Source organism: Desulfocicer vacuolatum DSM 3385 (assembly GCF_900176365.1).
GTDB lineage: Bacteria > Desulfobacterota > Desulfobacteria > Desulfobacterales > Desulfobacteraceae > Desulfocicer > Desulfocicer vacuolatum.
The window spans coordinates 14,194-26,152 of record NZ_FWXY01000019.1 but is presented as its reverse complement, the minus strand read 5'-3'; the positions used below and the strand labels follow the sequence as shown (position 1 = coordinate 26,152).

The following is an 11,959-nucleotide window of genomic DNA, read 5'->3' as shown; positions in this document are numbered from 1 at the left end:
TTTATTCATCCTTTCCCCATATTTTGTCACGAACTTTTTGCATGGCTCCAAAATTTTCCATGACATTGGTGCCAAGCTCAATGATTTCCAGGGAGGGGAATATTTTTCTCAGGGCATAATTAAAGCGGCTGATGCTTTTTTCCGATACATAGAGGATATCATTGTCCTTCATAATATAGTTTTGGCTGAAATCGGCATTTGTAAGGATGTGCTGAAGATCTATTTCCCTGACCTCTCCGGTATTGTCGGCTGTTTTACGAATGAGATACAACTTTGATTTTTTAGCATCCTCTGTGGGCCCCCCTGCCATCATAAGACTGTCCAGCAGGGTGAGCCGTCCGGTCATGTTGTAGGCGCCGGGGTTGAGCACCTCACCCATGACATATACCAGTTCTGACTGGCTTTCGGGGATGAAAATCACATCATTGTTCATGATGCGGGCATTCAGGGCCATGTTCCCGTTCTGGAGCAATTCATTAAGATCAATCCAGATGATGGTGTGATTGCCCCGGATGATGGAGCATTTGGTCAGGTAGGTGTCTTCGGCCTCGGTGGAGTATCCACCGGCAATGGACAGGGCCTCAAGAAGGGTGCCTTCTCCGGGGAAGGTGACCACACCGGGATTTTCCACCCGGCCCAGTACAAAGGCTTTGTTGTTGTGGTATTCATCAATGGAAAAACTGATTTCCGGTTTGCTGTAATACACCGTAAGTTTGCCCCTGATTTCCTGGGCAACGCTTTCCCGGGTGCGCCCTTTGGTCTGGATAAACCCGATTCTGGGCACGGTGATCACACCGTCCGGTCCCACAATCATTCTGGGGGAGGAAGCATCTGGACGTCCCCACACGGACAGGCTTAACACATCCCCGGGGCCTATGACATACTGGTTTTTTTTGATGGTGGATATGTGCAGCAAAGGAGCGGCCCCAAGGCTTCCATGGGGCAGACCCGGTATGACAATGGCATTGCCTGCCCGGTGGGTGGCCTGGTGGGAAAACTGTTTTACCTCTTCCGGGGTGGCAAATTTTGTGCTGGCCTGGATGTCATCCACCTCAAAAACGGGGTCAGGGGGCAGGGGCGCCTGAACTTTTGGCTCAATATCAGCACAGGCTGTGAAAAAGCAGCATAAAATCACCAGTAAAAAAATAAAATCCAAGCCCTTTTTGCATTGGCAATGGGTTGTTTTGCCCTCCAGCATATTCCGTTTTTTTATTTCAGCTTCAAGCAGACATGGGCCTGAACGCACCGGGACGGGGCACGATTTTTTGAAATCTTTCCGTGGTGTATATGATTTTTTCTGGTGATGACCAATGATCACTATTTATCGGTGTCCTCATTTATTTCTGCGGCTCTTTTTGTTCTTTCCCATTCTGGAATGCCTTTTTTTCCTGCAAGTTTAAAATATACAGGAATTTTCCATAAAATAAAGAAGGGTGCACAAAAAAGAGATTGCCATACATAAAAAGGGGCTTTTTTTAAAATTAAACCGGAAAAAACATACAGAACCGTTGCATACAGACAAAGGCCCCACAAAATAAGTGCATGGGGATAAAAAATAAAAGATATGGCAAACAAAAACACCTGCCCTGCCACCACCAGCGACAGGGGCGGAGTAAACAGTTCCATAAAGGCATCAATGAACATGAAATTGCGTTTTCCCATAAAGGTCAGAACAAGCGACCCGGTGTATTGTTTCAGCAATTGTATCCTGCCCCCTTCCCAGCGCTTTCGCTGGGTTTTTGCCTGGTCAGATTTTGATGCCATCTCTCCAAGAACAATGGCATCGGGATTATAATGTACCAGGATATTTTCCAGGAGCAGATGTATGGAAAATTCAATGTCCTCCACAATGGAAAATGCAGGCCAGCCAAATTTTTGTATAATGTCGGTTTTAAAGGCCATGCCGTTTCCCTTGAGGCCGGCGGTGGCATTTATCTTGTTTCTACCGGCGGGCCGAATGTGATGAAACACGCAAAGGGCCGCAGAGGAAAGGGCTGTGCGCCAGTTCACCCTGGGGTTGGAAACCCCGTAAAAACCCTGGACCACCTGCACTTCCGGATGGGACAGTGAATTGCAGATTTCCGTGAAAAACTGCGGATGAATCAAGGTGTCGGCATCAATGATGGCAACACTGTCCATGGTATCATACCGGTTTTTATGATTTTTGAAAAACCAGTCCAAAGCCTGACCTTTTCCCCTGTTTTGGGTGTCGGTTCTTTCCATGACCACAGCCCCGGCATTTCTTGCCACACCGGCTGTGTCATCGTTGCAGTTATCGGCAATGACCACAATGCGGCATTGGTCATGGGGAAAATCTGCTGCTTTGATGCTTTCAATGGTCTGGGTGATACCCAGGGCTTCATTGTGGGCCGGGATCACCACAGTGACGCTGGAAATTTTTCCATCGGGGACGGTCTTTTTTTTGAAGAACCAGGCAGCCATTGTTAAAAAGAACAGATAGCCTGTGGTTAAGAGAATATAGGCTGCCATGGGGTAAAAAATCAAATCAATGAGTATCATAGAAATCCTTTGAAAAAGTCAGCCATGACTTTACAGTTTTCGTTGAGGTCATATTTGTCCAGTACCTGTTGTCGTCCCTGTTTACCAAGGGTGTTTCTCAATTCTGGATTTTCTATGAGTTGTTGCAGTTTATCTGCCAGGTCTGTTGTGTCAGACGGTGCGGTTAAAAGGCCGTTGGTACCGTTGTCAATGAGTTCCGGAATACCGGTGATTCTTGTGGATATGGCGGGAATCTCCTTGGCCATGGCTTCCATGAGCACCACCGGCACGCCTTCGGCAAAGCTTGCAATGGCAAATATGTCGGCCCGGTCATAGTATCCGGGCACTTCATCCTGGCCAATGGCACCGGTGAAGGTCACCTGTGGGGCAATGCCCAGGGTGTGGGAAAGGGCTTCCAGGGAGGCCCGATCCTCGCCGTCTCCCACATAGGTGAGGGTAAAATCAATGCTCCTTTTCTTTAAAATGCCGCAGGCATCCAGAAGGATATGCTGTCCTTTGGCCGGGACCAGCCGTCCCACACAGAGAATTTCAGGGACACTGTTAGCAGGATCGGGGCGGGGGGAAAATTTTTCTTTGTCAATGCCGCACCGGACAATGTCAAGCTTGGACCACAGGCGGTGGGGGATCAATCGCATGAGCTGGCTTCGGCAATAGTGACTGATACAGCGCACTGCCCCGGCCCGGATGATTTTTTCCGCCAGAAGGCCTGTGTCCACATTGTAGAAAATATCAGGGCCGTGGACACTGATACTGAAGGTGGTGGTGCCGTAGACCGCACCGATCATGGCCACGGTGGCAGCCGGGTTGGCAAAGTGCACATGGACATGGGGGGTATTGTTATCCTGCATCCATTTTACCAGTATGCCGGCCTCCACAAAATAGGCAATGCCCTTTAATATATTTCTGGGGCCCCGGCGTGACAGAACAATGGCCTGTTTGAGCATGGAAAAATACCGGGCAGGTGATCGGGTCATCAAGGAAAAATGGGATGTTACAATGCGTTTTATATTGGCGGTTTTTATGTAAAGGGTGTTGTCTGCATCTGTTTTTTCTGCAGCTGTCATCTTATCCAGGTTGGCAGGTCTTCGGATGGAAGCGGTGATCACATTGATTCCCAGTTCCCGGAGAACGGCAATTTCCCGGAAAATAAAGGTGTGGGATATTCCGGGGTATTCACTGGCCAGGTAGGCAATTTTTAACGGTGTGTTCATTTTCCCCCTTTATGAAAAATTATTTTATTTCGATTTTTGTTGTCATATTACTGCCACGGGTAGCCCCGTATTTTGATTCACCACGCCTAATGTTACAAAAGCATTGTGCTGGCCCGGTCCAGAACCGTAGACGGCTCAATTGTCTGGTTCCTATTGCCCATCGGGGGGCTCTGCTGAGGTAAACTTGGAGGCTGCTTTCACGGGCAGTCTTATTTTGAAATACCGGTTTTCAAGGTTGCGGCTTTGTTTCTCAGGGGACGGTTGAGCAATTTTCCCCAGACAAAACGTTTAACCCCGAAAAACTGGGGTATCACCACCAGGGAACAGTGAAGGGCATATATCATGGCCATGTCCCGGTTGAGTTTTTTATGTTCCACAAACCACTGAGTTCTGAACAAAAACGGGTAAAATAAAAGCACAAGACCGGGAAAAAAAAGCAGCAGAAACAAGGGATGTACCGTGGACAGGCCCAGCCCTGCCAGGGTAAATCCAATAAATCCGCCCCCCCGGGCTGAAATGCGGAACAGTTCATGTATCCAGAAACCGCTGACAGAAAGCCCCCACCGGGTGGTGACCGCGGCATAACCGTAGCCTGTGCGGTGCCCCCTTTTCCAATATTGGCCAAGGCGCATCATTGCAAGATCGTGTCCGCACATGGGGACATCCAGCTGAAGGATTTGCCAGTCTTTTTGCCGGATGCGCTGGCTAAGTTCAGGGTCTTCCCCGGCCACCAGTATCTCATCATAGCCGCCGGTGTCTTCAAGAATGGGGCGTCGGATCATCACATCGCCGCCAAAGGCGTCACAGGGGCCGGGCTTGCCGTTCCACTCCAGATTTCCAATCCAGTTAAACACCGAGGCTTCTGGATGCAGCTCATATCGGTTTCCCCGGACGGCCCCGATGCTGTTGTTTTCCAGCAGGGCATCCACGGCAATATCAATCCATTGGGGCTCCACCATGGCATCGGAATCGAGAAATTGAACCAGTGGTGAGCCACCTGCCTTCCAGCCGTGGTTTCGACCCAGACCCGGTGTGGGAAATTGGGGGTCAAGGGCAATCACCGTGACGCCGTCAAAGCTTCGGGCGCTGCTGATGCTGTTGTCGGTGGAGCCGCCATCCACATAATAAATGTGAATTTTCCCCCGGCTGTAATGACTGGCCAGGAGGTGTTCAATGCATTGTTCAATGGTTTTTTCTGTGTTGATACCGATAATCACGCAATCAATGTCCATAATTATCTTTCCTGAACGCTTTTGGGTGGAAGAAACAGGCGGGTGAAGTATTTCAGCACCAGCTTGATATCACGAATAACAGAAGGGGAAGAAATATAGATGGCCTCGGCAGAGTAGAGCTCATCGGGGTTGGGATCAGCGCCAAAGTTAATCATGGCTTCACTGATAAGACCTAATTGCCCCTGGATGTAGATTTCCCGCCAGTCCCGATCCAGGGCTTCAAGTTCTTCCCGGGTTCTTGGGGATACCCCGGTGATGGCCATTTTGCCCTTGATGACATTGAAAAGACCTGGAAGAAAGCGCAATAGAAAATCTTTCCACCAGAATGCCATGCCCGGGTGGGGATTGTTCCGGGGCCATTGAAAAAAAGAAAGTTCCACACTGTTCCAGGCAAAGGGGTCTGCGGCCGTGGGCAGTCGGATGGCCCGTATTTTGTGAAAGAGCTCTCCTTTTCTAAATAACTTAAGCACCGGGACAGTCACTGCAATGAGGGGGAAAAATATGAAGATTAATCCCATGGCAGTGAGCCGGGATACCTGGGCTGCCAGCCATTTTTTTATATTTTTTTCCTCCATGTCACCCAGGATGAACTGTTCTGAGATAAAGGTCTCAGAGTCAAATTCCGTGTTCACAAGGCAATTTCTATCCAGCACAGAACTGGCGATTTCCAGTCCTTCCCCCACATAGGTGTTGGGAAAAACAACGGCATTTTCCAGGGTGGAATCCTTGGCCACCATGGTTCCTTTGCCCATGATTACATGGGGACCCAGGGTGACACCGTCTTCAATGCGGATTTGCTCATCCAGGTACACAGGGGCAATGAGTTTTGCATCGGGGTGCAGGGCCACGTCCCGGGAGATCCAGAGGCCTTGCTCCACCTCTGTTGCCGTTCGCATGAGAAAGTTAAAGGTTTCATGGGAAAGTGCTGCTTCATTGGCTTTCAAAAGGGCCGCGCAGGAATCACAGGCAATCACCTCCGGTGTCGGGATGATGTGGGCATTGTTTTCCCGGAGCCATGTAAAAAAGCCGTCATACCCAAGATCCAGGGAAAGGGCCGGGGATAAATGGGCCGGGAGGATTGCCCATCCTGACCAGGAGGGCTCAGACGGGTTGCTTTGGGTGCAGATGGCAGACAGTTCAGGTTGGGGATCAAGTGCGGTGAGAGGATTAATATTCAAGGCCGGAAGGCGGTCCCCCCGGGCAAACAGAAAAAAACGGTCTGCTTTAAGGGTTTCAAAGATTCGAACAAACTGTGACGGATCCTTCAGGAGATGGTAAGAAATTTCAACCCCCCACCGCCTGCCGTCTCCCAGGGCAGCCTCTATTTTTTCCGGGTGGGAGGAAAGCAGAATGTCAAATTTTTCAATGCCGCCGTTGACGCACACTTCAATGACATGTTGTAGAAAAGGTCGGTCCAGCAAAAGTGCCAGGGTGCTGGGGATGCGGCTTCCCAGAAGTTCATGGGTGGTAAAAGACATACTTGCATCAATGATGGCTCTCATGGATCATTCTTCCTTTTGCAAGGCCAATGGCGTTGGAACGTTGAGGTGAAAAGGCATTTTCCCCTTGTATATCAGACATGCTTCATTTTCCAGTTTATACTTTTCAAAGAGATATACCCACTTACCGGGAAAACTTGATCTAAAAGTGTAAACGACTTTTGAAGTTGTATGAAAGATGCCGTATATCAATAGGCCCCTTTCCCCGAGAGTACCGCTGGAATGGTTTTAAACAGAATACGAAGATCTGTCATAAAGCTTTTGCTTTCAATGTAGGCCACATCCAGTTTCACCTGTTCGTCAAAGGGGATGTCAGAGCGGCCGGACACCTGCCAGGTACAGGTAAGCCCCGGAGTGACATCCAGCCGCCTTCGATCCTTGAGGGTGTATCTTGCCACTTCTTCGGGCAGGGGAGGACGAGGCCCCACCAGGGACATATCCCCTTTGAGAACATTCCACAGCTGGGGCAGTTCATCAATACTCAATTTACGGATGATTTTGCCGATCCAGGTGATTCTGGGGTCCTTTGCCATCTTAAAGGTGACACTGTCGGTGTGGTGGCTCTGGTTCAGTATGGTCTGGCGAATCTCATCGGCATTGACCACCATGGATCTGAATTTGGGAAAGGAGAATTCTCGACCCCATTTTCCCACCCGTTGCTGGGTGTAGATCACAGGTCCCCTGTCAATGGCTTTGATGATAAGAGCCACCAGAAGAAGCAAAGGGGAGAGGCCCACAAGGAAAGTCATTGCCACCACAATGTCCATGGTGCGTTTTACCATATTTGTGGCCCGGGTCACCACCAGCCATGCATATTTTTTTCTTAGATAATTGAACGATCCCCTGGAACCGGAACGGTCATATCGTCGTGTCAGTTCATCAAGAAGTGCTTTGCGGGTATAAGTTTTCATAAGCCCTTTTTCCAACCCTTTTTTAAGGGCCTTATTAAAAATCAGGGAGTCAAAGTGAAATCCCATGGGAGCGAGAAGCAATTTTTTTTAAAAGTTTTCCATGGCCTCCTGCCGGGTGTTATACATTTCAACGATTTTATGCATTCGGATGAGTTCAAAAAGGGTTCTGACCCGCTTATTGATGTTGCATATTTTTATTTCTCCGTCATCGGCGTTCACCTGACGGATACAAGACAAAATGGCACCACACCCCGAGCTGTCCACAAAAAAAAGACCTTCAAGATCAAAGAGAACTTTTTTTTGTTTTTTTATCAGAGGCAGGACAGAGTCTTTAAATTCAGAGATCTTGGGGACATCTAACATTTTACTTTCAATTCTAATGATTACCACATCGTTGTCATTGCTTTTTTCAATTTTCATATACAGTTGCCTTTTTTTATAATAGATGGTTTTAAAGTTTTTTGGGTGATCATAAGTTGGGCCACTATAAGTGAAGATAAAATTTTGCTGACCGCAAGGTATTGTAATTAAAGGTATTAATTTTGCCACTGAAATTTTATCATAAAATGGCCGAGGTTATGAGTAAGCCTGTTTTTTATAGTGGTGGCAGTTATATTTTCAGAAATAGTCGCGTTCTATTATTTCCAAGATCATCCTGGTCATAGGTTACTCTGTCCATGATTTTTTCAATGATAAAGAGACCAAAACCGCCGGTTTTATCTATGATATTATCTGTTTCCGGGTTGAATAAAGTGGCATCCTCCCGGTTAAATGGATGGCCCTGATCCAGGAACTGTATTAAAATACCGTTGGATTCCCGGAGGATTATGATTTCAAATGTACCCGGTTTTTTGTCATCATAGCCGTGACGGATGATGTTTGCCGCCACCTCATTGGCGGCAAGTTCAAGCATGTCCAGTTTTTCATCCGGCAGGGGGGAGGCCAGGGCTGAACAAAATTTTCTGATATAGTCCCGGACCTGTTGGAGGTTTTCAATGTTGCTTGATATTTTCATGATATTCCCCTTCAGATCGTCTGCGTGCGGTTAAGCATTATTAAGCCTGATGGAAAAAAACTTGGAACGCTGCATACACTTCACCCTTTTATCAGATAAAATGTGTTAAATTTCAAGTAAAACTCTTTTGTCAGTCAAAAACATTGCTTTTTTCAAGGTTACCACCACACTTTGTTTTGGGTGTTCGCTGATGAATTATGGCTTCTCCCGGATGTTGACTTTGTCAAGGTTGTCTGTGGTGCACCGGAACACCGGTTTTCAGGAAATTATTTATCATGATTTCACCTTTTTCCGTTAGAAAACTTTCTGGATGAAACTGAACTCCGAACACAGGGTACCCCTTAAGGGTAATTCCCATGATAATTTTTTCATGGTTCCAGGCCGTGGTGATCACATCCGGGTTTGCCGGAGCAATGATCAGGGAGTGATACCGGGCCACCGCAAGGGGTGAGGGCATACCTTTAAATATGTCTGTGTTGTTGTGCATAATCCTGTCGGTTTTGCCGTGCACAGGCAGTGGTGCCCTTTGGGTGGTACCGCCGAAAACTTCATTTAAACATTGCATTCCAAGGCATACACCCAGGATGGGACATATTTTATGAAAGGTTCGGATTATCTCCATGGAAACCCCGGCGTGGGCAGGGTCTTTGGGCCCTGGACTGATGAGAATATAGTCCGGCGACAGGGCCGTTGCCTGGGGGATGGTTATTTTATCCGATCGCTTCACGATAATGTCCAGGTGGAAACGGGTGAACATCTGCACCAGATTGTATGTGAATGAGTCATAATTGTCAATCACGAGCAATTTGGGCGTTGTATTATGGGGCTGGGATGGACTGGAGGACATTCTTTCTCCTACAACATGAAATAAGGGTCTACATCAATGGAAACCTTTACCTCTTTTGATGCAAAGGCTTTTTTATCTGAGGTCATCCGGGTGACAAGCCGGTTCAAGGCCGTTGCTGAAGGGCTTTTGATCAGGAGTTGCCATCGGTACCTCAGGGCAATCTTAGGAATACCGGCCTCAATGGGGCCCAGCATCTCAACGGCATGGGAAGAGGGCATCTTTTCCTGTATCAGGCGTTGGCATAACTGCCCCACCATCAGCGCATGTTTCTCTACTTTTTCTTTGTTTATACCGGATATTTTAAATTGAATGATCCTGGACACCGGCGGATAGGAAAGGGCCTGGCGAAAGGGGAATTCCCGGGTGTAAAATTCCATGAAATCTTGATTTTTTGAAGCTTCAATGCTGAAGTGATCCGGAGTGTAGGTCTGCATGATCACCTTGCCAGGCAGATCCCCTCTACCCGCCCGCCCGGCCACCTGGGCCAGCAGCTGAAAGGTCCTTTCCCCGGAGCGAAAATCAGGAAAATTCAAAGACATGTCCGCACAGATGATGCCCACCAGGGTGATGGCGGGAAAGTCATGGCCCTTGGCCAGCATCTGGGTGCCCACAATGATATCAACGGTGCGGTTCTGTACCTGTTTCAGGATGCGGATGGTGGCCCCTTTTTTACTGCCTGTGTCCTGGTCCAGACGGGCCACCCGGGCCTCGGGGAACATTGTTTTGAGCATGGCTTCGATTTTTTCCGTGCCAAACCCCAGTGGTTTCACCCGGGAGGCACCGCAGTGGGTGCATTTTTGATACATGCCGGTGGCAAATCCACACAGATGGCATCGAAATTCATCGGTATCTTTGTGCAGGGTCATGGTGACATCACAAAACCGGCATTTGATGGTTTCTCCACAGGACTCACATACAGGAAAGGTGGCAAAGCCCCGTCGGTTGAGAAAAATCAAAGTCTGCTCCCCCCGTGTGAGGCATCCATGAATTTCCCGGGAAAGTTCCGGGGTGATGATTTTTTCCGTGCCCCTGAAGTCTTTATATTTTCTCAGATCCACCATGTGAATTTCCGGCAGGGGACGTCGGTTGACCCTTTTTTGGAGTTTCAGTTCCGTAAATTTTCCCTGGCAGGCATTATAATAGGATTGCATGGAGGGGGTTGCAGAACCCAGCACCACTGGAATATCACAAAACTTGGCACGGACAACGGCAAGGTCCCTGGCATTGTACCGAAGTCCGGATTCCTGTTTATAAGATGCGTCGTGCTCTTCGTCCACAATGATGATACCAACGGACTCAAGGGGGGCAAATATGGCGGAGCGGGCACCTATGACAATGGAAACATCCCCTTTGAGTATCCGGTGCCACTGGTCCAGGAGTTCTCCTTTGGTGAGTTTGCTGTGCAGCACGGCAATGCGGTTGCCGAATCGTGCCCGGAAACGTCGTTCGGTCTGGGTGATCAGGGAAATTTCCGGCACCAGCACAATGGCACCCTTTCCTTTTTTTTCTGCCAGGGAGACAAGGCGCATGTACACTTCGGTTTTGCCGCTGCCTGTGACCCCGGACAGAAGATAACTGTGAAATCCTTGGTCCATTTTGTTTCGGACCTGGTCCACCACCTCCTTTTGTTCCCGGGTGAGAGCTGGGGGAATGTCCGGGATCACCGGTTCTCCCAACGGATCCCGAAATACCTGTTTTTCAAACCGCTGGATATAGCCCTGGTTTTCCAGAATTTTTGCAAGTTTTGGCGCCGTGGGGATCTCTTTTTTTAATTCTGACAGGGCAATTTCTTTGTTCCGGGCCACAAGATCCAGTAGAAGCCTGCGTTTGGCAGAGAGTTTCACCGTGGCAGGTGCTAACTGCTCATGGCGATAAAAGGCCTCTTTTTTCATGTGGATCTGGTCTTTTTTTAATTTGGTAGCGACCTGGATCAGCTTTTGAGTGGCCATCTTTTTGATCAGGGCATGGATGCCGCTGCTGTTCTTTGCCGAGGTAAATCCCTTAATCGGCAGAGGTCCTTTTTTTTTCAAGGTGTGGAGAATTTCGCGTTCCCGGGGGGTAAGGGCGTTGGTTGCAAGGGCATCTTTTCCCTCCGGGGTGAGGGTGAGGGTGGATACATCATATCGGTTCAGTCCCACGGGAAGAGCTGTTTTAATGACTTCTCCCAGGGGATGGATGTAATACCGGGAGATCCATTGAAAAAGAGGAATCATGGATGGTGGAAAAAGGGGAATATCATCCGGCAGATCCAGGATTGACTTTGCCTGGTATCCGCCACTGTCTTTTTGAAATCCAAGGATGTATCCGGTGAGCCTGCGGCGGCCAAAGGGTACCAGGGCACGCATGCCCGGAAGTGCAATGTGTCTGAAATGATCCGGCACTTTATACACATAGGTGTTGGTAACAGGCAGGGCCACTGCCACATCAATGTAGGGGAACGTGTTCATGGGCCTGTTTCACCACAAAACAGGAAAAAATTCAATACATGGCTGTTTTTTGATCATTTTCCTTGACTGTAGCAGTGGTTTTTTTCTATCTTTAAAAGATTTGTCAATTGTTTAAAAAATTCGACATCCTTGGTGAATTTATCATTAATGCAGGGCAACAGGCGCTCACATTTTAGACACCCCACGCGTGGGGATGTTGCCCAAATCCATGTCCGGTAAATGAAGCTTGTCAAACATTCATTATAATTAACTTATAAAATAAGCACAAGGAGGATCT

10 protein-coding genes are annotated in these 11,959 nt (G+C 48.3%); all 10 read right to left on the bottom strand.

The genetic code is table 11. From position 1 onward, the window contains the following. Window position 1: 1 nt before the first annotated feature. Window positions 2-1,198, bottom strand: coding sequence for an SLBB domain-containing protein (locus B9A32_RS15740; protein ID WP_212637972.1), 1,197 nt, complete (start codon window positions 1,196-1,198; stop codon window positions 2-4). A 119-nt stretch (window positions 1,199-1,317) separates the two neighbouring features. Continuing rightward, window positions 1,318-2,520, bottom strand: coding sequence for a glycosyltransferase family 2 protein (locus B9A32_RS15735; RefSeq protein ID WP_084070658.1), 1,203 nt, complete (start codon window positions 2,518-2,520; stop codon window positions 1,318-1,320). Continuing rightward, window positions 2,517-3,731 (bottom strand): glycosyltransferase family 4 protein, encoded by a 1,215-nt coding sequence (locus B9A32_RS15730; RefSeq protein WP_084070655.1) that lies wholly within the window; start codon window positions 3,729-3,731, stop codon window positions 2,517-2,519. The genes B9A32_RS15735 and B9A32_RS15730 overlap by 4 nt, the downstream gene beginning before the upstream one ends. Before the next feature lie 209 nt (window positions 3,732-3,940). After that, window positions 3,941-4,963 (bottom strand): glycosyltransferase family 2 protein, encoded by a 1,023-nt coding sequence (locus B9A32_RS15725; RefSeq protein WP_084070652.1) that lies wholly within the window; start codon window positions 4,961-4,963, stop codon window positions 3,941-3,943. Window positions 4,964-4,965: 2 nt separating this feature from the next. Further along, window positions 4,966-6,465: a sugar transferase gene (locus B9A32_RS15720; protein WP_084070649.1), complete on the bottom strand. Its 1,500-nt coding sequence runs from the start codon at window positions 6,463-6,465 to the stop codon at window positions 4,966-4,968. Between the two features lie 185 nt (window positions 6,466-6,650). Beyond that, the gene (locus tag B9A32_RS15710) at window positions 6,651-7,439 is read right to left on the bottom strand and encodes a sugar transferase (RefSeq protein ID WP_212637971.1); all 789 of its coding nucleotides are present in this window, start codon (window positions 7,437-7,439) and stop codon (window positions 6,651-6,653) included. Between the two features lie 21 nt (window positions 7,440-7,460). Next, complete coding sequence (locus tag B9A32_RS15705) at window positions 7,461-7,793, bottom strand: STAS domain-containing protein (RefSeq protein WP_084070644.1); 333 nt, start codon at window positions 7,791-7,793, stop codon at window positions 7,461-7,463. Between the two features lie 190 nt (window positions 7,794-7,983). Continuing rightward, the gene (locus B9A32_RS15700) at window positions 7,984-8,388 is read right to left on the bottom strand and encodes an ATP-binding protein (protein ID WP_084070641.1); all 405 of its coding nucleotides are present in this window, start codon (window positions 8,386-8,388) and stop codon (window positions 7,984-7,986) included. A gap of 223 nt (window positions 8,389-8,611) precedes the next feature. Further along, window positions 8,612-9,235, bottom strand: a complete 624-nt coding sequence (locus tag B9A32_RS15695; RefSeq protein ID WP_084070638.1) for an anthranilate synthase component II — start codon at window positions 9,233-9,235, stop codon at window positions 8,612-8,614. An 8-nt stretch (window positions 9,236-9,243) separates the two neighbouring features. Then, the gene (gene priA / locus B9A32_RS15690) at window positions 9,244-11,682 is read right to left on the bottom strand and encodes a replication restart helicase PriA (RefSeq protein ID WP_084070635.1); all 2,439 of its coding nucleotides are present in this window, start codon (window positions 11,680-11,682) and stop codon (window positions 9,244-9,246) included. Between the last annotated feature and the right edge of the window lie 277 nt (window positions 11,683-11,959).